Genomic DNA, 24,817 nt, shown 5'->3' with positions numbered 1-24,817 from the left:
CGACACAAATCTCGTGTCGGCCGCAGGGCTCGTCCCCGCGCTGGCGTTGGCGGTGAAAACAGGTCTCGGGGAGCTCGTCGACGCCCGGTTGAGCGTGCCTGGATACTTCGGCGCGAACTCCGGATTGAAAGTCACCGCGTTGGTCGCGGGAATGCTCGCCGGGGCCGACTCGATTGACGACATGGCGCTGCTGCGGCACGGCGGCATGAGGAAACTCTTCGTCGGAACCTACGCACCGTCGACGCTGGGATCGTTCCTCCGCGCGTTCACGTTTGGCCACGTCCGTCAGCTCGATGCCGTCGCCTGGCGGTGGCTGGTCAACCTGGCCACCCACACGCCAATCGTCGCCGGGATCGATGACTATGCCCTAGTCGATATCGACGACACCATCAAGGAAGTCCACGACTACCAGAAGCAAGGATCCGGCTACGGCTACTCCGGAGTGCGCGGCCTGAACGCCTTGATCGGCATCGTCTCAACACCGAAGGCCGCACCGATCATCATCGGATCCCGGCTACGGAAAGGATCGACGGGCTCTCCCCGCGGCGCGGGCAAATTTGTCGGCGACGTGCTCGCCACAGTGAAACGCCTGCGCAGTACAGCGGCGACCGGCGTTATGCTGCTGCGCGCTGATAGCGCGTTCTATGGCCACGCTGTCGTCGCCGCCGCGCACCGTGCTGGGGTGAAAGTGTCCATTACCGCGCGGATGGACCCCGCCGTCAAGCGCGCGATCGCCACGATCACCGCCGACCAGTGGACCACGATTAACTACACCGACGCGATCCGAGACGAGGAAACTGGCGCCTGGATTTCGTCTGCCGAGGTCGCCGAAGTGACCTTCACCGCGTTCAGTTCACGCAAGAAATCCGAACGCATCAAGGGCCGACCGGTCGTACGGCGGATCCCGGAACTGAACCAGAAAGCGAGCGAAGGACAACCGACCCTCTTCGACACGCACCGCTTTCACGCGTTCTTCACGACCAGCGCGCTGGACACCGTCACGGCCGATCAGACCCATCGCCAGCATGCCATCATCGAGCAAATCAATGCCGACCTCAAGGACAGCGCGTTGGCCCATCTGCCCTCCGGTGTCTTCACGGCCAACGCGGCCTGGCTCGTGCTGGCCACGATCGCGTTCAACCTTTCCCGCGCCGTTGGTTCACTCGCCAGCGCCGATCTTGGCAAAGCGCGCAGCGGCACCATCCGCCGCAAACTCATCAACATTCCCGTCCGAATCTCCACCTCAGCCCGGAAAATTCGTCTGCATCTGCCGGCCAGCTGGCCATGGGAAACCGGGTGGACAACCGCATTCGCGGCGGCCTGCGGCCCGCCGCGCACCGTCCCCACCTGACCACCAGCCATCCGGCACCGAAGATCACGGAACACCATCGGCAGCACGGCCGACAACTTCGCCGCGCCCACCACCACAACACCGCTCAGAATTCAGCGACCACGCTCACTCAAGGCGGACCGGTGGATCGAGGCTAAGCGACCTGTCCAGTCGCGCTGCCTGCGTGCTGCAGCGGCGACAGGTGATGAGGTCGCTGGGAAAAGGAAGCGCGGACGCTTGGGAGAACATCGGTGCCAGCCAGCGTAGATAAGAGGGCAGGCTGGCGACGCTGTTGACCACGGCGGCGACTATGAGCCAGGCTACGCTTCCGTCCCCGGCTGAGGTGAGTGCGGCGAGTTCATCGGATATGAACGCAAGCTTGTGGCGACCCTGCAGAAGAAATCTTTCCGTTTAAGCCAAGGCTCCGAACCGCAGGGTTACGAGATGCTGTGTTCGGCAGGTCTGCAACGCCAAAAATTCGATTGAGTGTGAGCCCGAATAGATCAAGAACTGGGCCAAAAGCGGCTCGGATTACTCGCCAGGCAACACCGGAACCGCCGGTAACACCGTCTGCGTGAAGTCGGTTCGGACTTTGCGCAGCGCTGTCCCCAATAACGGTGATTGGTAGGTGCTGCATGTGCTGGCAACGGCATGCGGCCATGGCATGCGGTCAGGGGTGGGGGCTATGTTAGGTGGAGATGCAAGCGGCATCGGAGTTGGTTGAGGTACCGCCGGTCCGGGCTGCTCATCACGAAGGAGATTCAATGTCGAATCAGGGTCATGAACCGTGCGCAACGGGAGATCTCGAGGTCCGAAGCCTGTCCGATCATGAATGGCGGGTGGGCGATCGCCGCTGCAACGAAAGGTCACCCGAGAAGGTGCTCGGTTACATCGAGAAACGTGGTTCTGCTTTTGAAGTCATGAATATAGAGGCGCCGCGACGGCACGTCATGTTCGATCATTTCGAGTCGGCGGTCGCCTCGTTTGCGTCAGTGTCCCCGACTTAGATCTTGTTTACGGCGTTGGCGTCCACTTGCCGATTCACTCAGCTCCGGACGCGAAACCCTGACGTGTTCATGCTGCGGGGTCCCGATGAAGCCGGAGCGGCTCGGTCCAAGCTATCCCTGGCGCCAAGCAGCATAGATATCAAAAAATGAGGCTGCCTTAACTTAGATGAGACAGGACATGAGGGGAGCCCTATTCGGCAGATTCTGCAATAGCTATTCTACCTGCTGACATAACCGTCCTAATCGGGCGGCGCATGCGGAACAACCTTGGCACGGGACTTGAGCGAACACAGAACAGGTGTCACCCTCAAGGAGGACGCCCACCTGCCCTTGCGCCTTGTCCCGTAGGAATTAGGAGGCCGTGAGAGGTCGGTGTGGTGGCAGTGCCCTCTATGTGGCCTGCTGGGACTTGAGGAATTCCATCCCAGCGGGCGTAAACATCGTGAGCCACGCACCGAGGCGACGATTGTAGTTCTCGAAATCCTTACCCGACAGTGCCCACTCGGCCGCGCTGTCACCGGCGGCCCGGAACCCAGATAGCGTGGGTTCGTCCAAAGTTTTGACATTCGTGGACTTGAGGATGGTATCGATGAGATCGGCCACCATCCATCGGTTGTAGGAACTACCCAAGAGGCAGAGGCTCGTGATGACGATCTGTCGAATACTCGGGCTCTGCGCCACGCTGTCCGCCCAGTAGATTACGCGGGCGGGCGCATCTACCCCGGCGAACCCAAGATCGCCGTCGTCGAGCACCACTTTGCAGAATGCTCTGATGATGTACTCGAACGCACCGGGATCCACCGCCCACATGGTCTTGAGTGCTTCCCAAGTGAACGCGGAGCCAACGTTCAGAATATGCTCTGCGTTCCGCGAAGCGGACGGGTCGAGGAGACGCATCCAATCCATGATCTCTTTTGCTTCGGGCCGCGAGATGGCTCCTGCGCGCAGGCCTCTGATATAGCGTTCAGCGACATCCATAGGAGTCTCAGGGCCCGCAGGCGGTTTGCCCAGCTCAATCTCGACAGCTGCGAGGAAGTCTCCGACGTTCTGGTGTCGATCGTCGGGATCATGCTGGGTAGCCCGTTGAATAATTCCATGAAGCGCATTGTTGGCGAGAACCGGAGATGTAGGCCAGTTGCCTGTAGTCATGTACTGCGTCAGTTTTCCCAATGAGTAGATATCGGTCACGTGCGTCACGTCTTTGAAGGATGTCGCCTGCTCGGGAGAAATGAAGCCCCCGGTGCCCATCCCAAAAACGGACGTTGTCTGGAAGCCCGTGGCCCACTCCTCTGCCACAGAAAGCCCGAAATCAGAGACCATCCACGTTCCATCTACGAGGAGGACGTTGCCCGGGGTCAGGTCCCTGTGGATTGTGTCGCGGGTGTGCAAATGTTGAATCCCCGCTGCCACCTGTCGAAGCACTTCGAGGACCTCAGCGGTATCCAGTCCAATTCCATCAGGCACAAGGTCCTTGAGGCTCCCACCATCAGCAATTGGCATGGCATACCAATCGCCGTCGGCATCGTCCTGACCTGAATCGAGGATTGGCAGCACGTTGGGGTGGCTTAGACCAGAAATAATTTTGATCTCACGACGGAACCGACGTGCAGCGTCAGCATTCGACAGCGCTTGTGGGAGAAGTTTCTTCACAGCGACTCGCTTAGGGTCTCCAAACCTGGCGAAAGTATCTGTGGCAAAGAAGACAGCGCCGAACCCTCCCTCACCAACAGGGTTCAGGTCCAACAAATACCGGCGACCCATCAAAGGTGTCGTTTCTACGGCCGCTGCGGGGGTGTGATTCAAGCGCGGTGCGGGTTCGGAGGGTCGGATCTGTTGAAGTGAGGTCATTGTCCAACCGTCGCGGGCAAGGATGACCATCGTTGCTTGCAATTCTGGCGACCCCACCTCTGGAAGCACCTGCTCGTACACCCGAGCTACACGCTCGAGGTGAGCGGGATCTGTCCAGTCAACTGACATCTCGTATTCAGCCCACCGAGTCCGGCGTTCGCCTTGCTCGACGGTAACAGGACCAGCACGGGTGAAACCCTCGTCACTCCAAAAGGCGTCTATTTCTCTCAGGACGAAACTGACTCCCAACTCACGGAAGTGTCTGCGTACTCTGGGACTGAACTCCTGTGGCATTGATTTCCAAACTCTGTAGTCGGCATGCCAAATCTAGAGCGACTCGCCAGCAGCACCTATTCGACCCTTCCTCAATCAGGTGCGCGCCGAACGATGCAGCCTGGCGCTGAAGATAATCCACTTAGGGTGCTTGGCTCTCAGGAAGCGACTGGAAAGTCATTTGAGGCCGTTCGGCGAACCGCGCCTGGTCGCCGTCACCCAACGCCAGGGTTAGTGCCGGCGGTTCATGCCGACCGCCATCGTGATCGATGCGATCACTACGCGGCGCGGGCTGAAGTGGGGCGTGCCGGCTATGCTGCTCGCGGTTCCGTATGCGTTTGCTGCTCTATATTGCCGAGCGCAGATCGATGCAGGCGGGCCTGGTTGGCTGAACCTGCTCGTGATTCTGCGTCTATGGAATACCTTGAGGTTCTTCTGATCGGGCCGATCAGCCTGCTGAAGTTGATGGCGGTACGCGTTCGTGAAGCCGTGGCACGCCGTCGCATGACCTGGACGCAGCTCGCCGACGACGTCGAGCACTTCGACGATCCCATACCCGTTTCGAGGCACGGCTAACGGCGCGTCTAGGCCGGTGTACCTCTTGATAGCGGCATGATTGGCTCACACATAGGTCCGCCGACAGGAGGCTTCACTATGACGATCCCGCAGGAGCAGTTCGACGACCTACTCAGTCGCACCGCGCTGGCCTCGCTGTTCTACTATCCGGAGGTCGCCGTCGACGATGACGGCCCCAACCTGCGGAACGACATCGCGTATTGCCTAGAGCCCGTGGCCGGGATCGCGGACGAGGACGCCAAACGGCTCCGTGTCGCGATCGGGCGAGTGATCACAAATCCGACCGCACATCGCTCGGACCTGCTTGCCCTGGTCATCGAGCTGGCCCCGCCGCCTGCCGAGTAGCAGCGATCATGAACGACCCATCTGAGGAAGGCGGCGCGGCTCGGAAGGCGCTGACGGAGCATCCGTCTGGTGATGATGAGGCGGAGAAGCGGCGTCAGTATGTGGCGGCGAACCGTGACCGGATCCGTGAGTTGAATCGTCTCTGGCGGTCGGAACATCTCGACCGGGCCCGTGAGCTCAATCGTGATTCGATGCGTCGGGCCGCGGCTCGCCGGCACCGCGAGGCGGAGCTGCGGGCACGGGGGAGGGAGCGGGCGAAGCGGTGGCGGGAGGAGCATCCGGAGCGCAGGCGTGAGTATCAGCAGCGGTGGGTGACGGAGAATCGCGAGAAGGTGCGCGAGTATTACAACCGCTACTACGCGGCCCATCGCGACGAGGTGAACGCCCGGGCCGTGGCCAGGCGGGATGCGGACCCGGAGCGCACGAAGCAGATCACGCTGCAGTGGGCCGAGCGAAACAAGGAGCGCCGAGCCGAGCTGCAGCGCAATCGTCGCAGCGATCCGGAGGTCTACCAGTCCGAGCTGGAGGCCAACGCGGCTGCGCGGCGTCTGAAGCGCAGCCTGAGTCGGGCCGGCCTGCCACCGAAACATATCCACGTGGCGACCGCGGCAGAGCGCCGTGCCAACGAGCGTGAGGCCGACGCCTACTTCAATGACCCGTCGCGGCCCGAGCATCTGCGGCAGTTCACCGTGTTCGCCGAATCGCTCACCGAACACATGCTCAAGAACAGCGCCCGGATGCGCGAGTTCGCCGAGGCCTATGAGGAGACCAGGGCGCGCATGGGCCTCTCGCCGGTGCCAGATGAGACCATCGTCTACGCCAGAGCCGTCGAGATCGTCGCAGAGCGGATGCGCCGGGTCGACCTCCTGACCGGCCGCGACGTGGCCGCGGCCGTGCGAAGCACGAAGGCCGAAGTCCGGTGCGAGGAACGGCAGCGTCAGTTCGACGGACTTGTGAAGGCGCTCGTCGCACACGCCCACCGCCACTTCTGCCGATTCATCGAAGTCGCAGCCATGGAGAATTTGGCCCGAACCCAGCGTGCGAAACCACGTGTTGCAGTCGAGTCGCTGATCGTGCACCTTGCGATGCCGGAAGTGATTCATCATTTGCCCATGAACCGACTCGCGAGTGCGGATGTGCAAAATGCAATTCACGCGGCAGCGCTCAGAGTGGATGTGCGGGCCGACAGCGACGCGCTGATCCACGGTCGTGCATATGGTCGCAGTTCGAGGGCTCTGGGCGTGGACAGGCCCTGAATTTTAGAACTATCGAGTGGTGCTTCACGTGGAAAGTAGTAGGGTCACTTCCAAATAGAAGGCTCACATCCACCGAGTGGGAGAGTTTCAGATGGGCTTCAGGGATTCGATTTCGATGCGGCAACTCGTGGCGTGGTACGCATCGCATTCAAAGTCGCTTACGTATTCATTCGTGGATGCAAAGCCGTCGCCGCTTCTGATACTCAGTACGGGCGCCTATTACCAGATATTCATATATGTAAAAGATCACCAGTTCGTTCTGGCTATGGATGACAAAGACCCGGGCAGTATTCCTGCTCAACAAATCCTCGGCGGAGTTGGAACGCCTCCTGAAACCCTGATGGATCACGCAATTGACACCCTCCATTGGTTCGTGAAACGGCAGCGCTCAGCGGGAGCCTCCGCTCGAGCTGATTGGTATGAGGGCGTGCTCAAACATTTAGTCGTAACGCTTGGGCGTGGGAACACGAAATTTGGAACTCAACTTGAGCTCGATGGATTTGAACGCGCCATAAACGAGTCCCTGAGCGAGCCCGAACTCTTTATGGCGCGACTTGGTGAGACAGCTCAAGCGTTTCTCCAGAGGGGGGATATGGACAACGCAGTGCGGGCTCGCTACTGGGCCGGTCGCGCCGCTGAACTAGCAACGAGCCGGGGCGACACACGCTTCCTCGACTACGTCGTTGCTAATTACGAACTCGCATTAGACGTTCTTGAAGAAGGTGCCCACAGCGAATTTGAGTCAGACATCCGACAAAGACTTATACGGCTTCGGTCGCGATAGGCACGCATCCATCAGCCTACGAGTTCGATACATCGATGTTGCCATTTCGATTGGAAACTCGGGATTGCCCTGTGAGAACACATCCAACTTGAGCGGCGGCACAGCATAGGAGTAAGCATGATGTGGCAGGAAGAAATCTTCGGCGGCGACCGTGTCGAGGTCCACATTCGGGACAGCGATGAGGCAGCGACATTCACCGTGCGGGAAGCCCACTTTCCATGGGGGCGAACGTCAGGAAAATACCTAGTCGCGCCCTCCGGCCAGATCTATTCAGAAAACAACACGAATGCTGATGTCGTGGAATCTGCTTTGATCCCATGGGAACCCGGCGTGACTATTCGAGCTAGCATCGATTTCGAGTCTGTCATCCTTCCTGACGATTCGGAACTTCTGGAAGACAAGACCTTCCTCGACTGCCTACTCGGGTACCACACGCTCGGACCAGTCGGGCGTAGACCTAATCGATGGGGCACCACAATTGAGACGAGTACCGGTTCGAGAGTCCCCTGGGACTTCGATGTGCGCGAGATCGTTCAATGGAGGTTTCTCACTTTGACGGATCGGGTTGCAAAAAGACTCGCCAAGGAAGCAGCGTTCCGGGCATCTGAAGGGAACCTAATGCTGCCGCGCTACATAGAAGACACCATCCCGAACCGGGTCTCCTTTGCATTGATATCAATGTTCGGGGGACGACGCGACGGCGCGGAGTTTGACCCGTATTTTCAGTAGGACCGAGGGCGGCGCTCATGTCTGAGTCCGGCCGAAGGGTGTGGTTAGTTTGACGGCAGTGTTGCAGGCCCGAAACTTTCCTGCCCATCTGCTTCGGTGTTTTATTTGCCTCGCGCGTTGCTCCGGAGCCCGCGGTTCGAGGTAGTCGGTCGATTCGTGCGTCTAGCCCGATTTGTCCACTCGGCGAAAACTCGGCGCGACCGCGTCCCAAACGGGTCTAGGTAGGTCGAACGATCACCTTGAGCGAGTTAACCTGATATTCCTGACTCGGCCTTTTTTGAAGGATGACCGCCCGAAAGTGGGCAGCGGCGTGGGGTCATAACCCACAGGTTCCGGGTTCCATTCCCGGGTATCGGAGGGGACGCGTTCGACATCGCTGGCGAGGCCGACGCCAGCTTGCACCCGGCTACGTATTGGTATTGCCGTGACCAGAAACGCACCATGAACCCCTAAATGTGGCCAGATTCAGGCCGTATCTCGCCGTACAGCGCGTACACTAAACCCCATGAGAACCGCGGAATTCCGCGGGATTCTGCCCCATATGCAGGTGCGCACCATCACCCCGACGCCTATCATTTGTTCTTGGTTCGAGTCCAGGTACCCCAGCCAGATGAACGTTACTCAAACTAAGGCCAAATGAACTGGCTTTAGAATTGATAGAATTTTGAACTCCCCGCTCTCGAGCGGGGAGTTCTTGTTTTCCCGGACGTATCTTGTGCGTGCGCCAGCTCGTGTTGGTCCTGGAGCTCTCGGATAGCGCTATTGGTGTTGTTCCGTTCGCTTTCTACGCGGACGTTGTCTTCCTCGGCTTCCAGCAGCTCAGCGAGTTCGTCGGACACCCCGGCGTCCGCATCCTCGGCGTCATGCCGGATGACTCTGCGATCGACACAATATTCGCGGGCGCTGTGGCGACGGCATCTGCCGACCCTGCCCGCGCCGCCGAGGTCCTGACGTTCCTCTCGTCGGCTGCCGCCGCGCCCACCAAAACCGCCCACGCCTTCGGCGTTCCCTCGCTCTGAGAGATCCACTGCACGTTCGCTTCATCTCCTCGTCATCGTCCGTGTGCTGTGGGTTCATTCGTGCTTCGTATTCTGCCGAGCATGCGAGAAACAGGAACCACAATGCTTCGCCGTGTTCTTGTCGTCGTTCTCGTCGCGCTGGCAGTGCTGATTCCGGCGGCACCGGCCATGGCTCATAACTATGCGGCGACCGTGTTTGTGGAGGTGACCGAACCCGAGCCCGGACTTGTGCGCACGGTGCTGGACCTGGAGTACGTGCTGCTGGCCGTCGATGGCGCTGAAGCTATGGGTGATGCGGCCTTCGAGCGCGATGCGTACGCAGATGTGCAGTCATCCGGTCAAGACCCGGGCAAGCTCACCCCCCGCATTCTCGAGCAGTACAGCGACACCGTCAGCGGTTATGTGCTTTCGCGGTGGTCGGTTGCACCCGAGGTCGGCCATGGCGAGCCGCCGACTGACGCATGCACGAACACCCTCGCTGCGCCGTACGAGATCGTCCTGATCGAGAACGTGCCGCACGCGCGCATCGTGGTGGACTCCGACTGTCGAGCTCTCGTGGGTGTGCAGTCCCCGGTCTACCGCATCTCCACCGAGCTGTTCCCCGGAACCGAGCCAGGGGGAAAGACCACGACGGTCGTCAGCTACGACCTGCGCTCTGGATCGGGCGTCGCGAATCTCGACACCGACACGAACTCGACGATGACGACGAACCAGGACTGGGGCTCTCGCATGTGGGAGTTCTTCGTGCTCGGCGGCGAGCACCTTCTGTTCGGACTTGACCACTTTCTGTTCCTGTTGGCGCTCATCGTCGGTTCGCGCCGACTGCGTGACATCCTGCTCGCCGCGACGGCGTTCACGGTCGCGCACTCAGTCACCTTCATCTTTGCCGCACTCGGCATCGTCAGCGTGCCTGCATTCATCGTCGAGCCGATAATCGCCCTGTCGATCGCGGTGGTCGCGATCTGGTATCTGTGGGGAGTTTGGCGCCGCGGGCGCACGGATGCTTGGCCTGCAGCGCGAGGGGTGCCCGCAGCGGCGATGCCCCGCTCCACGCCGGGTGACGTTCCTCGCACGGGGGCTGGCGCGGTGCTCGAGCGAGCGGCGGTCGTGGAGACCGACGAGCCGGCACGCAGACGGGCGCTGGGGATGACCAGCGCGGACTGGCTGCGAGTGGCGGTGGTGTTCGCGTTCGGCCTCATCCACGGCGTCGGATTTGCTGGTGCACTCGGGATCGATGAGCCGCTTTCGTGGGGGTTGCTGGGAGCTCTGCTGGTGTTCAACGTCGGCATCGAGGTCGTGCAGATCGCCATCATCGTCGTTCTCTTCCCACTGTTGGTGCTGCTGCGCAAGCGCATTCCCGCGGTCGGACTCTGGGTGGGGATCGCAGTGTGCACCGTGGTGGCGGTCGTGGGACTGTACTGGTTCGTCGAACGTGTCCTCGCCGGCGGATAACGTGCTCGCGAGGTCGTCGGCGCGTGATATCGGCGATGACCTCCGCCGGCGCATCCTCGATGGAGAGTTCGTCACCGGTGCACGACTGCCGAGCGAGCATGCGCTTGCCGACGAGTACAAGACATCGCGTGCGACTATCCGCACGGCGCTGGCCGCCGTGGCGCGACGCGGATTGATCGAATCGCACCGTAACGCCGGCTGGTTCGTGAGTCTGGTCGACCAGGTGCAGGGGTTTGACCGGTTGCGTTCGTTCTCGCAATGGGCCGAGAGCCGTGGCATCCGCCCCGGTGGACGGATTATCGAATGCGAGCGGGTGCATGCCACGGTGCGCGAAGCACGGCTATTGCGTGTGGCGCTCGGTGCGCAGCTGCTGCGCTTCACACGGTTGCGCCTGCTCGACGGGCGCGTGGTGATGATCGAGCGCTCGACTTGGGCGCCCTGGGTGATGCCCGTCATTGCGGCCATGCCGCATGATGTTGCCTCTACGACGCGCGTGCTCGAAGCCGCTGGAATTCAGGCCGTGCGTGGGACGCATCGGATTTCGGCCGTGCCCGCTTCGAGCCACGATGCGAGGATGCTCGGCGTGCGGCGGTCGAGTCCGCTGCTCGCCATCGAGCGCTCGACGTTCGCCCGAGATGGTCGCGTGGTGGAGTTCGGGGAGGACCGGTATCTGCCAGGCGAGTTCGCGTTCGAAATGACAGTCGACCAACGATGACGCGCCCATTGTGCACAGTGGGCTGGAGGATACGGGTGATTCCGCGTTCCAGGGGAGCAAGCGTCAGCAGCTGTTCATGTGATGGCAACTTCGCGGTGGTGGCCTGAGGCCGACCCCTAATCCATCGATTTTTTTGGAGATCATCGTGTCACGACACTTCCGTTCATCCAGGGCGGGTACCTGGGCCGGCCGCGTGCTGGCGATCACTGCGGCATCCGCCCTGATCGGATCCCTGACCGCGCTGCCCGCGCAGGCTGCTGCGGATCCCCAGGTGCCCACCCCGACACCCACAACTGAAGCCGCCGCGCCTGACGCGCCGGCGCCCGACACTACGGCGCCGACGCTGGCCGATGTTGAGATCCCCAACTCCACGAAGCTGAACGAAGAGCTCGTGCTTCCGGCGGCGGCAGTGACAGACGACTCGGGTGAGGACATCTCGCTCGTCGTGACCGCGACCGGCCCCGACGGCGTCGACGTGCGCCTGTATGAGAACACGGACGGCGGCTTTCCTCTGACGCCCGAGGTGGCAGGAACATACGTCGTGACGTACGCCGCGATGGATTCGGCCGACAACCTGGCGCAGGAGACGTACGAGTTCACGGTCGACTCGCCAGCGCCGCTTGCGCCCCAGGCGACCGATACCGTGATCGAACTACCCAGCGACACCCCGGGCTCGATCTCGTTCGCCTCCATCGGTGACATCCACAACAGCTGGTCAGAGCTGGACATGGCCTTCGACTTCTGGCATGAACAGAACGTCGACGCATCGCTCTTCGTCGGCGACCTCACCAACAACGCGACCGCAGCGGAGTATCAAGGATTGCGCGACACGCTCGACCGCAGCCAGGGCGACCTGCCCGTCATCGCTTCCCTCGGCAACCACGATGTCGGCTCGAACCTCTCCGGCTACAACCTGTTCCAGTCCACTCTCGGACAGGCGCCGAACGCCGACTACGTGATGAACGGATACCACTTCATCTCGGTCAGCCCTGGTTCCGGTCAACTAAACGAGGACACGATGTTCCCCTCAAGCGGGAGCGGCAATGATTACGCCTACGCGGCTGACTGGCTGGAGACACGCCTGGCCGCTGCCGTCGCTGCGGATCCTGAGCAGCCGGTCTTCGTCCTCGTGCACGCGCCACTGCGCTGCACGCACTATGTGTCGAACGAATGGTACGGCTCAGGACTCGCAACCGGATGTGGTGATGACTTCGACTCCCTGTTCGAGGTCTACCCGCAGGCAGTGGTGTGGGGTGGCCACATCCACACGCCGAACCACATCTCAACGTCGATCTGGCAGGGTGCAGAGGGTGCGGGCGGATTCACGACCGTGAACGCACCGCCGCTCGCGTACTACGAGTTCGAGCGAGGCGTCGTCAACACCGACCCGTACAGCAAGGTCACCAACGACAGCACGCCCGATGACGGCGGAGACAACCGCGAGACAGCGATCGTCGAGGTTGAAGGATCAGTGGTCACGATCAAGACCTACGACCTGCGTGCGAACGCGTGGGAGGACCAGGTCTGGACGTGGGACGTCGCAGAAAGCATCGATGATGCCCTGCCGTTTGAGGAGCGCTTCCCGCTCGGGGATGCTCGCGCTGACAAGACCGAGGCACCAATGTGGCCCGAGGGCTCGGCGGTCGAGGTCTCCGAGATTGAGCCGACCGAGGCGATGGTGACGTTCAACCAGGCAGCCGTCGCGCCGAACGAGGTGGGCGATATTGTGCACAAGTACCGCTACCAGGTGATCGACACCGCGACCGAGCAGGTCGTGAACACGTTCACCCAGTGGTCAGGCTTCTACTTCATGCCGATGCCGGAGACACTCAATCACATTGTGTGGAACACGGCGCCGGGGCGCGAGTACGAGGCGCGCATTTCGCCGATCAATACCTGGGGCAAGGAGGGCGACTACATCTCGACGACCTTCAGCACGAAGGGTTACGACGTCGGGATCACTCTGGCGGGTGCGGGCACCGCTTCCGCGGATCTCGCAGACGCGATGCCCGGCGACACCGTGACTCTCACGGCGACGCCCGCGGAAGGCGAGATCTTCCTGGGCTGGGATGTCATCGAGGGAGACGTCGAGATCGTCGAAGGCGCCTTCACGATGCCAAGCGGCCACGTCTCGATCGAGGCGGTCTTTACCGGCTCCTCGGGTTCCGTCGACGCGCACGCCGTCACAACGACGGTGCGCGGCAACGGGGTCGTCTCCGCTGACCCGGCTGCCGCCATCGGCGGTACGACGGTGACACTCAGTGGCGAGCCGGCCGACGGCAACGAATTGTGGGCCTGGGAGCTCGGAGTCGACGGTCTGGATGTGCCGGTCGGGACGATCCAGGTGGATGGCAGCAGCACCTTCGTGATGCCGGAGCGCGACGTCACGGTGACCGGCGTGTTCGGTCTGCCGGACCACTACGGGATCGTCTACGACGGCAACGGTGCGACAGGCGGCGAGACTGCGTCGGGCGAGCTGCCGGTAGACGGCTCGGGGACGCTGGCCTTGAACGGCTTCGAGCGGGATTACCACCGCTTCATCGGTTGGGGCACTGAACCTGATGGCACTGGCGAGCGCTTCGGTGCTGGTGTCGACGTGCGTGCGCTTGCTGAGGCGCGTTCGACCGTGACGCTGTACGCGCAGTGGCAGAACCTCGCCAGCGAGATCGCTGTCGAATCATTCGACTGGCTTGCCGGGACGTTGAAGCCTGGCGTTCAGCACAACCCAGATGTCGTGGGGTGGACCCACGAGGGGCCGGACGGCTGGTCGGTGACCAATGCAGATGCCATGGGCGCAGACGGCATGAAGGATCTTCGCGGCTGGACCTTCGCGACTCCGGACTTCTGGCTGGCTGATATTCAGGGCCGCGACAGTTTCACCAAGGGAACCGGCGTGATCGCGGTCGCCGACGGTGACGAGTGGAACGACGCGGCAGGCGCGGGAGTGATGGACACCACGCTGAACGCGCCGGCGTTGACGCTGCCCGAGGGTGCCACCGAAGTGCGCGTCCGATGGGACAACAGCTACCGCCACGAGGCCGGTCAGTCAGCTGAAGCCCTTCTCGAGTTTGACAACGGAGATCACGTCACCCTCGCGGCCTGGGGTGACGGTTCACCCGAGATGGATGACATCAACAGTCACCGTGATGGGGTCGTGACGGTGCCTGTGGGTGCGAAGTCGGCGACGGTGAAGTTCCACTACACGGCGGGGAACAATTGGTGGTGGGCGATCGACAACGTGCAGATCGACGCGATCCTCGGCAACGCGCCAGCGGAGTTCGCCTCGACCGGCATTGCGGTGACAGGATCCGCGAAGGTCGGCGAGACGCTCACTGCAGACATCAGCGGCTGGGCACCCCAGCCCGAGCAGGTGTCGTACCAGTGGCTGCGTGAAGGAAAGGTGATCCGCGGCGCCGACGAAGCGACGTACGATCTCACCAACCGTGATCAGAACAAGCGGGTTCAGGTCGTGGTCACCGGTGTGTTAGAGGGCTTCGTGCCAGTCACTGTCACCTCGGAGAAGACCGACAAGGTGACGAAGCCAGACCGTCGCCACTGATTGCGGCAGGTCTAGGGGGCAGGGGTTCAACAGAACCTCTGCCCCTTCGCCCATCCCGCCGGGCCGACCCCGACTCTGCCCCGCAACATCGCCGAGACTGCGTCTCCGTTCCGAGACTGCGTCGGAATCGCGCTGTTTCGGAACGGGGATGCTGCTTCGCGGTCGAGTCCATGCGCGGTAGCGTCGCTCGGGGAGCAGACTGAACCGAGAGGATCGACATGAGCGGCACCTACATCTACGACGCGGTGCGGACGCCGTTCGGGCGTGCAAGCGGGGCACTCGCCGGCATCCGTCCGGATGATCTGGCCGGGACAGTGCTGCGTGCGAGCGTCGAGCGCATGGGGCTTGACGCGGTGCGCGGAAGATGTCAACCTTTATGAGTCAGTTCTTTTAGCCGGTCATTGATTTCGTTCCTTCCTCCTCGGGTTCGTTGATCCAGGCCGTCGTCGGGAACGTGGGTGGCTGCGGGTGCTGCCGAACGAAGCGTTCAGGGTGCTCGGTATAAGCCGTCGTGAGAACGCGGGCAAGGGCGTGCTGAATGGCGGGTGCGCGGCCGTGGTGAACGTTGAACGGGGTGTGCATTCCGATACCCAAATGACGGCGTTTCTCTGGGGGGGACTGGCGGCAAGACGAGCGTTCACCCGAGAAGGTACTCGGGTACATCCACCACTACGGTTCGACTTTCGAAGTCCTCAATATTGAGGTGCCGGACCAGAACCTCACGTTCGACCGTTTGGAATCAGCGGTCGCGTCCTTCGCCGCTTAGCAGAACTCAAGCAATTAGAGCACACGCCACTCAAATTTAGGCGCCGCGATCGGGATGAGGTGACCGAAAACTTTTCCGGTGCGTCCCCGAGATGTATGGTGAACCAGTAGAAGCGCAGTGGAGGAGGGAGAGTAGAACGATGAACATCCTATTTGTAGTTGTGGCCATTATTGCGATTGTGCTCTTGATCACCGGTGGTTTTGTGCAGTCCCTTAACTTTCTGCTATGGGTCGGCGTGGTGTTGTTGGTTCTCGCCGTGATCGCATTCCTGGTTCGAATGGTTTCAGGACGTCGAAACGTGTAACGACCAACGAGACAGATCTGGGCTATTGTACGCAACAGCCGATCGTGCCGAAGCTGTGTCACTGGGGAACCCTAACCGCACACGCCCACACCGCCAAGGGGCTGCGGCGCTCCTGCTCGGCGAACCGTCACGTTGCCCCACGTGAGCTTTGCGCTCAGGGCCGACGAATGGCGGGCCACCTGGGCGGCTCCAGTGTCGAAAGCCTGCGAAGCGCACGTCTCTACAGTATTAGGCGTCGGGTTCGTTGTCGAGCAGTTTGAGCAGTTCTCGAGGGAATGCACTACTTGCTCATACCCGTGTTCGTAGAAGAGTGGTGCAGGCTGGTGCCGTCGAGTTCGTGGAGCATGTCACCTGTTTCGAGGATGAACGCCTCGACTTCAGCGGGCGGCTTCCCGGACCAATCTGCGCCGCCGTGCATAGTCATCGTGTTCAAGTTCAGCTTTCTTCGCCGGTGGGATTCGCGCCCAGCTCCAACAGAATGTCCGTCGCCAGGATGGATACGGCCAGCGCTACAGTAGCAGTATCGCCGATACCTTCCTCTGCACGGCCGGCCATCGTAGATCCGAGCGATCCTGGATCGTGCGCGAAGAGCACGCCCGGGTGCCTGAGCCGCCAGCTCAGTCGAGTACGGCATACGCCTCGAGTTCGACGAGCACGTCGGCTTCGAACAAGATCTCGACTCCGATGAGCGACGCCGGTGGCATCGGCTGAGGCAGGCCGAGTTCCCGGGCCACGAGTTCGACGCCTGCCATAAAGTCGCCCATCTTCTCTGGCGACCACTGGGTGACGAAGAAGCGCAGGCGCACGACGTCGGCGAACGTCGCACCCGCGCCAGCGAGCCCGCGAGCGGTATTGCGCAGCGCCTGAGCGACCTGCCCGGCCAGGTCGTCGGCCATGTGGTCGGTGTCGGGATCGCGGCCGACCTGCCCAGCGATGTGCACGTGGCGGCTGCCCGTCGCGACGGAGACGTGGGCGTAGGGCACGGGCTGGATCATGCCCTCGGGGGATAGCAGCTGCACGGTCATAGGTTTTCCTCAGTTCGAGCGAGTAGGTACCCTATGTCTACCTAGTGCACGAAGGGAACTTCAAGGAGACTAGGTGTCATGAACGAAACCTCCCACCCCGACGCTGCCCTGCTGCAGGTCGATGCACCGCACCGCGAACTGCTCGACCAGATTCTCGACAAGTGGTCACTGCAGGTACTCGATGTGCTGTGCGGCCGCCCCATGCGTTTCAACGAGCTGCGCCGCGAGATCCCGGTCGTCGGGCAGAAGTCACTCACCGCTACGCTGCGTCGGCTCGAGCGCAACGGCATGGTCGAGCGCGTCGTGATCACCACGCGCCCCCTCGCCATCGAGTACCGAATCGCCCCGATTGGCGACACGCTCAACGAGCTCATCGACGCGCTACTGCGCTGGACGACGGCGAACATGCCCGAGGTGGAGCGGGCGCGGGCACGGTTCGACGACGAGGAGTAATCGTCACACCGAATCAGTCTCAATGCTGAATCACCGGCAGCAAACGGCTGAAGGGCTGTCTTGAAAAGCTAAGGTTTACGAGACACGAGACCTGCCCAAATCGAGCGGTGGGCAAAGTGGCTCTTCGCGGTTGAGCGTGGAGGGGTGCTGATTTGAGTGTTCACACGGCTCTTTTGGCTGCGCTGCTCAGGAGGATACGGGCGCGGTAGTTGTCGGCGTTCCGGAAGCCGCGCCCGGTGCGTTTGATGTTCTTGATTGAGGTGTTCGCGGCCTCGGTTCTGGTGTTCGTGACGCCGGTGACGATGAGCACCTCGATCTCGGTCCACCAGGCGTAGATCGTGTTCCACAGGCGGTCGGTCTCGGGCGTGTTCGCGACCATGACGTAGTGCCCGAGGAGCATCTTCGCCTCGTGCGCGTCGGCGAGCGTGGCGGTCTTGCGACGGGCTGGTCATGGTCGCCAATCAGAGCACGCGCTGCCACCGGCCCAGGCCGTAGGGGACGTGCTCACATCTGTGGCCCGCGGGGCTGGGGACCGGGGGTGGGTGCGTCGGGGCGCCGGCCGGGTGCGGGTTGTTCGCTCAGTCGGTGCACCCGCTCGGTGAGCGTCTCGGTCTGGTCGGGCCCGGTGAGGTGGCGGGCGCGACGCAGGACGTCGTCAACCCGGTCTCGAACTCCCCGGGCATCGGCCGGAGCGCTATCGCCTCGATCGCGAAGTCGTCGCCGACACTGTGGGCCCCTTTCTCGATCCGTGGTCGTCGTCGCGGCCGTCGTAGCGCACGAGCAGCTAGTTGAGCTCGGCCGATGAGTTGACGGTCCGCATCGGGACCAGGTGACGACCGTGAACCGATGATTCGTTGGCAATACTCGCCGAGTGGCGCGAGGGTCTGTTCTAAGGTCTTGAGCCGCAGAGTTTCGCCAGGCCGTTGACGATCCGCCGCGGGACGTCGTCGGGCCAGCGGAACTCCGGGGTGGCGGGGCGGACGGAGGCGTAACCGTGCATGCCGGCCCAGAGGGCGGCCGCGTCGGCGTAGGTGTCGGTGCTGGTCGAGGATCCCTCGGTCACGCACCGGTCGAGCGCCGAGACGAAAATCCCGAAAACATCTTGCCCAAGGGTCTGTACCTCGTCACCGACGGACGGCGATGACTTCGCCCGAGACGCATCCCACACACCGCCGAAGAGGATGCGGTAGCGGCGGGGCCGCTCCAGTGCAAATGACAAGTACGCGTCGCACAGCGCCGACAGGCTGTCGACCGCCGACACTTCAACCGTTGAGCCCTCGGCCGCGAGGGTCGCTCGGCTGAGGTGGGTGCCGAGTTCGGCGAAAGCGTTCTTCACGACCTCGAGCAGGATCGCGTCGCGGTCAGGGAAGTGCGCGTAGATCGACTGGGCGGCAATGCCAACCCGACGGGCGACAGCGCGAAGGCTGATGCTGTCTTCATTGACGCCCTCATCCAGCATGTCGGCGGCGACCTGCACGATCTCGGTGCGTAGGCGGCTTCCCTCGCCGCGACGGTTGCGAGTTCGCTGTTCGACGCTCTGTGACGGCATGCACAGAAGTTACCATACGACTTGACAGGTCGTGGGGTGACGCCTGTAAGGTTACAGACGACAGCCTAATTGGGGTCGGTGAAACGACACGACTCCTCGGGAACATCGACTCGAAAGAAGCGTCCTCATGACCAGTAGCACCACCACGTCACCCCCCATCTCGCGACGCGCCGACCTCGTCGGACGGAGCCTGATGGGCTTCAACGTGCTCCTCACCCTCGTGGCGTTTGTCAACGGCATCGCGCTGACCGTCAGTGCCGCCGCTGATGACGTCGTCGTGCAGGCTTGGCAGATGTTCGGGTTCGCGATCTTCGCGGGCATGTGGACCTTGGTGGCCCTCTGGCCGCGGCGCATCCCGGGCATCTGGGAGTTCCTCATCGCTCACAAGCTAGCCATCACAATCTTCTGCCTCGTCAACATCTCACAGCCCGACGCAGTCCTGACCGGGGCTATCGACGGCTTCATCATGATCACCACGGTCATCGCCTACCTCCTGTGCCGAGGCTGGCGCTCGTGGAACGGCTTCGTCCCCAGGCGTGCCCTGGCCGCCTGATCCTCGACTCGCTTTCGTGTGAATCAAACCCGCGTACCACCAGCAATCGAGCGACACCGCGCTTTCCCCTCGAAAGGACGACGAACATGATCTTCCACATCAACCGCCTGACCTTCAAAGCAGGCGTGAGCGAGGACGACAAGCATCGCGGCATCGCACTGCTTCGCCGACAAGGTGAATCCATTCCCGGGGTGAAGTCATTCGTGGTCGGCCCCGAACTCGGCGGGGACTTCGAGGGCGGCGCCGTCTTCGTGATCGACGACCTCGACGGCTATTCGGTACAAACGCCCGACTTCCGGCCCCCAAGAAAGCTAGGGGATACTGAGGGCATGACTCAACTGCCTTCAGTCGGAAACCAGACATTCACTGAGCGTGAGGGCATCATCCACATAGCCAGGGAAGTGAATCGTGCTAGGTGCGTCTGGCGAGAAACAGTCAGCGTCGACGTTGGTATCGATGGGCAGATCGAATACGTAAATGATGATGGCCAGGCGACCGGTCGAATGGTGTTCGTCCAGGTGAAGTCTGGTGTTTCCTACTTCAAAGGTGCTACAACAGATTCGGTTCCCTTCTATCCGTCCGCCAAGCATAAAAGCTACTGGGAACGTGCGCCCCTCCCGGTAATCCTCGTGTTGCACGACGAAATGGCTGCCGAGACCTTCTGGGTAGACGCCAGAGATGCGCTCCGGAGGGGCGAAGAAATCATTCAGGTGCCGAAGGTCAACGTGTTCAATGCCGGGAGCGTGCGTAGCGTGCTGAGCACTAACGAACCTCTGCCTGTCCAACCCATGCCGATGTCATCGCTTGCCCAAACAACCATGGGCCGCACAAGCCCTTCTGCAGGTCTGCCAGTCGACTTCCTTGACCTCTTCTTGCATGGACTCATGAACCTTGGTCGAAGCGTGTACTTCGGCATGGACCTCGTCGTTGACGTTGCGAGGGCCAAGCTTGATTACGCTGACTCTGAGTTTGGACTTGGGCTGGGCGCACCGGAGTACGACTTCATCCGCGACTACGTGTTGTTCTTGGCGGAGCAGGATTTGGCTCGCGTGGACTTTGATGAGTTCAATCGTGAATGGGACAGAGGGCTTGTCGGACGGTTCATGGCACCACTCACGATTCGTGGGCGGTCTTTCACCGTTTTTCTGAATGCGGTGGATGACTCCGATCAGGTCCGAGCTGTGCAGGACAAAGCTTTCAGCGGGATCGAGGCGTTTGAATCCTTGCGACGTGTCCCGGTAGTCGAGAAGTTGAAGGCCAGACTGGCCAGTTCATGACTTTCACGAGCGAACTGTCTCCCGATTGTGAGGGAATCATCACAAATGCGGCGGTCTGGTGACGCTCCTGAAGGTCGACTGGTTAAAGCAACCTGGACCGAGCCGGCCCGGCGTACTGTCTCGTGCACGGTATGCCAAGAGATTTTGGTCATCACAAACGTCGACTAGCACTGCGCAACTCGGAGGAGGACACAATAACCGGTCCAGCGAATAGCACTGTCGCTGAAGCCTTTCCTGTCGGGGAATACCTGCGCGACGAGATCGAGGCGCGCGACTGGAGCGTCAGCGAGTTCGAGCATCAGGAGCGCTGTCCCTCCGCCACGACACGGTCGACATCGCTTCAACGCGGAATCGCAGCTGCAACTGCTTATCGGGTTGGGCCGCGACCCGGTCACTGGCGACTTTACGTTTTCGATTCCGAAGTCGGCGAGCATCCTGTGGGGTGTGGGCGACGCGACCACGCAGGAGCGCATCGGGCAGGCGCACCATGCGGCGGTGGCCGAGGTGCTGGCGTACATGGAGCGGGAGGTTGCGGCGACGCGCACCGGTACCACGGCGCGGGGTGGCGCTGTGGCGCAAGTGGATGTGACCGGCCTGATTGCGACGGCGTTCGATCATTTCGACAGCCGCGCCGGTGACCCGCACCTGCACACGCACGTCGTGATCAGCAACAAGTCGCTGTCGACGATGACGGCCACAACCTGCAGAACGACATCGCCGACTGCCTGGAGCCCGTCGCCGGGATCGCAGACGAGGACGCTGAACGGCTCCAAATCGTGGTCGGGCGTGTCATCACGAATCCGACGGCGTATCGCTCTGCACGGCTCGCTTTGGTCATCGAGCTGGCCCCGCCGCCGGCCAAGTAGCCGCGATCATGAACGATCCATCTGATGAAATCGGAGTGCCGATGGACCAGCCGTCTGACCGCGAGGGGGAGAAGCGGCGCCAGTATGTGGCATCTCGGCGCTCTGGGCTCCCAAGGACCGACCTCTGATGCGTTGCTTCCTCGTTCACGGGGTTCGCCCGGCCGTGAACAGATACGCAATCATGGGTACGCTCGATAAGGTGCGTTTGCAGATCTTGTTGACGTGCCGCTCGGCGGGCACTGTCCCGTCGCGCTCGGCTTGAACGTGAAGGAAACACCGTGTCTGATCACGCAAGAATCAAGGGGCACACCGTGACCCGCACCGTGCACATCGAAGGCTCGCGCGCGCACGTCTGGAGGGCGCTGACCGACCCCGAGGTGATGGTCAAGTGGTTTGGCGACGGTGTGGAGTTCGCCGCGCTCGAGCCCGGTGCGACTGGCAGCATCCACTGGGATGACTACGGCAGCTTTCCGATCGAAATCACCGAGGTCGTGCCCGACGGCTCGTTCGGCTTCCGTTGGTCGGGAATCCCCGCCGAACAGCTCGACGAGTACTCGACGCACGTGCGTTTCACCCTCGCCGATGCCGGTTCCGGGACGGATGTCACGGTGATCGAATCGGGCTTCGACACACTCCCCGGCGGAACCCGCTACCGTCGCGAACGTCTCGAGCAGAACCGAGAGGGCTGGGACGTCGAACTCGACGAGCTCGCGCTCCTATTCGAGGGTGTCACTGGGTAGTCCACAATTACGGGGGAGTCGCTCGACGAGCTGGCCACGTTGCTCGGCCGGAGTGCTAAGTGCTTCGGCGAGGGTGCCCGATGAAACGGTTGGCCGTGCTTGAGTTCGCCGACCGACAACCACCTCGTGACCTCGGCCCCATAGGTGGAGTCTTGGGACGTTGAGACTCGGACGCCTACGGCCGCGTCCACGACGCGATCGGCGCCGAGCTGTTGATTCTTGCATAGACGAACCGTGCAATCCTTAAGGGCGCTCTCTCAAGCGGCGCGATTGCATTCAGCGCCACGATGTATTTTTGGAGACCACCATGCGTTCTCACTCTGGCTTATATATCGATGCTGGATATCTCATCGCCGCTGCCGCAACCAGGCTTACGGGTTCGTCCTTGAGGCGCGGCGTTGATGTCGATTACGCACATTTACTCGCGGACCTGATCCGGCTGGTGGAAGACCAATCTGGCCTGCCGATTCTTCGCGTGTACTGGTACGACGCCGCACGAGACGGAGTGGCGACGCCGAGTCAAGAACTCATCGCGCTGCTGCCGAAAGTAAAACTTCGTCTTGGACGCGTCGGCGTCGAAGGTGAGCAAAAAGGTGTTGACCTTCGCATCGGACTAGACATGGTGGGGCACTCGCGAAACGGGGCGGTCGACACCATGTATCTACTGTCGGGTGACGACGACCTCACCGAAGCTGTCGAGGAGGCTCAAGCCCTGGGCGTGCAAGTGACCATCCTCGCAGTGCCCGCCCGCACAGGTGGCCATCATGGTATCAGCCGGCACTTAATTCTCGCGGCTGATGACCTCGACGTTATAGATGTCGGTCTACTTGATGCATCTGTCCGGGCGGCATCCGCGGTGCTAGCCCATTCCACGCCGTCACCACAGGTGGACATTGCCCAATCCCAGCCGAGTCCGGCAGATATCGCACGCGTGCTGACGGTACCTCCTCGAATAACCTCGGCCTTCGACCAGGCGCTCCCCGTTGCCAGATCTCTAGCAGCCCATTTGCAACAGAACTTGGCTGAACTATCTCCGACGATCGAGCACGTGGCAACCAAGACGTTTGATGCTTGGGCGACCACAGCGTCAGATGCCCAGAAAGTCGAGTTGCGAAACGGTCGACCGTCGATTCCGCGTGACCTCGACAGGGCGCTTCTGGTTGATCTATCTGGAGCAATGGGCGAAGACACTTTGAGTGACGCCGTCAGAGTCGAACTTCGAGCTGAATTCTGGGACGCTGTCGACCGCCCTTGACGCATTTGTAGGTGGGAAGCGTCGCAGCGACAGTCAGGGTGGAGCGATTTGCGCGCGCGACAACAGCCTTCATCAGAATGTCTTCATCAGACGGGTAGAAGACGACCGCACTACCCAGTTGTTCGTCACGACTCCCGGCTTCGGTTGCGTCGTCTGTAGTAGTCAGGCGGTAGTTTTCACCGCTCGTGCTCCGAGTGTAAGTCGCTGTTGTGCCGGCAGGCAGGGGAGCCAGCCTGTCTCCTTCGGCCGTGAGAACCATGTTGTCTGCGTCGACATCGAGGGCACTCGGCCAAGGTTCTCCCGTTAGTCTCAAACTCTTGAGGACGTATGCCACCCTGCCGGCGGTCATCTGCATAGCTGATTGCGTCTCGTCAGCGGAGAGTGGCAGTGCGCGGAAACGCGGCGTATACCCCGTTTGGGCCGGCGTGGCCACACCCCTCTTTCTCGCCGAGGCAGCGACCAGAAAGAACCAATATCCCCCGTCGGCGGTGGGATTTAGCGTTCTGTTGCGCGGGTCCATTACGGACTCGTCGCGGCGCAATCGGGCTGCTCACGACTTCAGCCGCGTACCTCTTGAGCATGGACACGACAACGCAAATCACTTGTACGTTTCTCACTCAGCGTGAACTCTCCGAGCTGCTCCAAGTGCCTGAGCGCACGTTCCAGGATTGGCGCCTGATGCAGACCAAACCGCCCTATCTCAAGCTTGCCCCGGTACGTCGGTATGACGTGCAGGACGTGGTTATCTGGGCGCGTGAGCATCGACATGGTCAGGCCAAAGATTCCTCGTGGGTGAGCTGGGCAGCATCGTCATCGACGTGCTGCCGAGCGGGATGTACAGAGCTCGCGCATCCGCTCGCGACGACAGCGGGCACCTGCATCGCATCGGGGTCACGGCCGATACCGAAGACGAGGCACGGGCCGAAGTTAACCGCCAGGGCCAGGCCATGGCGACGGCGGTGCCGGTGCGCTTTCGCCTTCGAGCAGGATCGCCGACACAGTCGAGCTCTGGCTGTCATAAGCACTCACCCGTGCCAAGGTGGCAGCCTGTCGTACTCGGCCTCCGAATCGTACGAGACAACGGCCCGCGTGATTTCCGTTCCGAGAAGTGGGGAAAGTTCTGGTGATGCCAAGAC

21 protein-coding genes and 3 pseudogenes are annotated in these 24,817 nt (G+C 61.6%); 19 read left to right on the top strand and 5 right to left on the bottom strand.

Annotated elements, in window-relative coordinates; translation table 11 throughout:
- The coding region (locus BMW72_RS07930) for an IS1380 family transposase (RefSeq protein ID WP_092109168.1) at positions 1-1,351 on the top strand (1,351 nt) is incomplete at its 5' end.
- Positions 1,352-2,727: 1,376 nt separating this feature from the next.
- Here BMW72_RS07930 and BMW72_RS07925 read toward each other — a convergent pair.
- Positions 2,728-4,098, bottom strand: a complete 1,371-nt coding sequence (locus BMW72_RS07925) for a serine/threonine-protein kinase (RefSeq protein ID WP_244151239.1) — start codon at positions 4,096-4,098, stop codon at positions 2,728-2,730.
- Positions 4,099-4,872: 774 nt separating this feature from the next.
- Here BMW72_RS07925 and BMW72_RS19565 point away from each other — a divergent pair.
- The 10 genes and pseudogenes from BMW72_RS19565 to BMW72_RS18380 form a co-directional block, all read left to right on the top strand.
- Positions 4,873-5,034, top strand: a complete 162-nt coding sequence (locus tag BMW72_RS19565) for a hypothetical protein (protein WP_338419463.1) — start codon at positions 4,873-4,875, stop codon at positions 5,032-5,034.
- Positions 5,035-5,112: 78 nt separating this feature from the next.
- The gene (locus BMW72_RS07915) at positions 5,113-5,379 is read left to right on the top strand and encodes a hypothetical protein (protein ID WP_092109109.1); all 267 of its coding nucleotides are present in this window, start codon (positions 5,113-5,115) and stop codon (positions 5,377-5,379) included.
- Between the two features lie 8 nt (positions 5,380-5,387).
- Complete coding sequence (locus tag BMW72_RS07910; RefSeq protein ID WP_134361142.1) at positions 5,388-6,635, top strand: hypothetical protein; 1,248 nt, start codon at positions 5,388-5,390, stop codon at positions 6,633-6,635.
- Between the two features lie 76 nt (positions 6,636-6,711).
- Positions 6,712-7,419: a hypothetical protein gene (locus tag BMW72_RS07905; protein ID WP_092109103.1), complete on the top strand. Its 708-nt coding sequence runs from the start codon at positions 6,712-6,714 to the stop codon at positions 7,417-7,419.
- Between the two features lie 117 nt (positions 7,420-7,536).
- Positions 7,537-8,148: a hypothetical protein gene (locus tag BMW72_RS07900; RefSeq protein WP_092109100.1), complete on the top strand. Its 612-nt coding sequence runs from the start codon at positions 7,537-7,539 to the stop codon at positions 8,146-8,148.
- A gap of 719 nt (positions 8,149-8,867) precedes the next feature.
- Positions 8,868-9,167, top strand: coding sequence for a hypothetical protein (locus BMW72_RS07895; RefSeq protein WP_134450439.1), 300 nt, complete (start codon positions 8,868-8,870; stop codon positions 9,165-9,167).
- A 102-nt stretch (positions 9,168-9,269) separates the two neighbouring features.
- The gene (locus tag BMW72_RS07890) at positions 9,270-10,619 is read left to right on the top strand and encodes a HupE/UreJ family protein (RefSeq protein ID WP_092109094.1); all 1,350 of its coding nucleotides are present in this window, start codon (positions 9,270-9,272) and stop codon (positions 10,617-10,619) included.
- A complete protein-coding gene (locus tag BMW72_RS07885; protein WP_092109091.1) occupies positions 10,600-11,334 on the top strand; it encodes a GntR family transcriptional regulator in 735 nt (244 codons plus the stop codon). Before BMW72_RS07890 ends, BMW72_RS07885 begins: the two co-directional genes overlap by 20 nt.
- A gap of 145 nt (positions 11,335-11,479) precedes the next feature.
- Positions 11,480-14,893, top strand: a complete 3,414-nt coding sequence (locus BMW72_RS07880; RefSeq protein WP_092109165.1) for an InlB B-repeat-containing protein — start codon at positions 11,480-11,482, stop codon at positions 14,891-14,893.
- Positions 14,894-15,111: 218 nt separating this feature from the next.
- Positions 15,112-15,252: pseudogene (locus BMW72_RS18380) on the top strand (3-oxoadipyl-CoA thiolase); the annotation flags it as partial.
- Positions 15,253-15,283: 31 nt separating this feature from the next.
- Here the strand turns inward: BMW72_RS18380 and BMW72_RS07875 are convergent.
- The gene (locus tag BMW72_RS07875) at positions 15,284-15,475 is read right to left on the bottom strand and encodes a hypothetical protein (protein WP_134361146.1); all 192 of its coding nucleotides are present in this window, start codon (positions 15,473-15,475) and stop codon (positions 15,284-15,286) included.
- Between the two features lie 323 nt (positions 15,476-15,798).
- On the opposite strand from BMW72_RS07875, the gene BMW72_RS18700 reads away from it, so the two are divergent.
- Complete coding sequence (locus tag BMW72_RS18700) at positions 15,799-15,963, top strand: hypothetical protein (protein ID WP_166787800.1); 165 nt, start codon at positions 15,799-15,801, stop codon at positions 15,961-15,963.
- A gap of 617 nt (positions 15,964-16,580) precedes the next feature.
- Here BMW72_RS18700 and BMW72_RS07870 read toward each other — a convergent pair.
- Positions 16,581-16,988 (bottom strand): RidA family protein, encoded by a 408-nt coding sequence (locus BMW72_RS07870; protein ID WP_092109085.1) that lies wholly within the window; start codon positions 16,986-16,988, stop codon positions 16,581-16,583.
- A gap of 78 nt (positions 16,989-17,066) precedes the next feature.
- Here BMW72_RS07870 and BMW72_RS07865 point away from each other — a divergent pair, with 78 nt between their 5' ends.
- The gene (locus BMW72_RS07865) at positions 17,067-17,441 is read left to right on the top strand and encodes a winged helix-turn-helix transcriptional regulator (RefSeq protein ID WP_092109082.1); all 375 of its coding nucleotides are present in this window, start codon (positions 17,067-17,069) and stop codon (positions 17,439-17,441) included.
- A 160-nt stretch (positions 17,442-17,601) separates the two neighbouring features.
- Here BMW72_RS07865 and BMW72_RS07860 read toward each other — a convergent pair.
- Positions 17,602-17,844 (bottom strand): annotated as a pseudogene (locus BMW72_RS07860) (transposase); the annotation flags it as partial.
- Between the two features lie 486 nt (positions 17,845-18,330).
- Positions 18,331-18,990, bottom strand: a complete 660-nt coding sequence (locus tag BMW72_RS07855) for a TetR/AcrR family transcriptional regulator (RefSeq protein ID WP_092109076.1) — start codon at positions 18,988-18,990, stop codon at positions 18,331-18,333.
- Between the two features lie 127 nt (positions 18,991-19,117).
- Between BMW72_RS07855 and BMW72_RS07850 the strand changes: the two genes are divergently transcribed.
- From BMW72_RS07850 to BMW72_RS18695, 6 genes and pseudogenes are all read left to right on the top strand, one after another.
- Positions 19,118-19,543, top strand: coding sequence for a hypothetical protein (locus tag BMW72_RS07850; protein WP_092109073.1), 426 nt, complete (start codon positions 19,118-19,120; stop codon positions 19,541-19,543).
- An 86-nt stretch (positions 19,544-19,629) separates the two neighbouring features.
- Entirely contained in the window at positions 19,630-20,820 is a 1,191-nt protein-coding gene (locus BMW72_RS07845; RefSeq protein WP_092109070.1) for a DUF4365 domain-containing protein, read from the top strand.
- 345 nt (positions 20,821-21,165) lie between these two features.
- Positions 21,166-21,495 (top strand): annotated as a pseudogene (gene mobF / locus BMW72_RS07840) (MobF family relaxase); the annotation flags it as partial.
- Positions 21,496-21,964: 469 nt separating this feature from the next.
- On the top strand, positions 21,965-22,426 hold the full coding sequence (locus tag BMW72_RS07835; protein ID WP_134361148.1) for an SRPBCC domain-containing protein: 462 nt from the start codon (positions 21,965-21,967) through the stop codon (positions 22,424-22,426).
- A gap of 307 nt (positions 22,427-22,733) precedes the next feature.
- A complete protein-coding gene (locus BMW72_RS07830) occupies positions 22,734-23,681 on the top strand; it encodes an NYN domain-containing protein (RefSeq protein WP_092109064.1) in 948 nt (315 codons plus the stop codon).
- A gap of 788 nt (positions 23,682-24,469) precedes the next feature.
- The gene (locus BMW72_RS18695) at positions 24,470-24,808 is read left to right on the top strand and encodes a hypothetical protein (RefSeq protein WP_134361150.1); all 339 of its coding nucleotides are present in this window, start codon (positions 24,470-24,472) and stop codon (positions 24,806-24,808) included.
- Positions 24,809-24,817 lie beyond the last annotated feature (9 nt).

Source organism: Cryobacterium luteum (assembly GCF_900110125.1).
Classification (GTDB): Bacteria; Actinomycetota; Actinomycetes; order Actinomycetales; family Microbacteriaceae; genus Cryobacterium; species Cryobacterium luteum.
The sequence above is the reverse complement of the archived record's forward strand: the minus strand, read 5'-3'. Positions and strand labels throughout refer to the sequence as shown.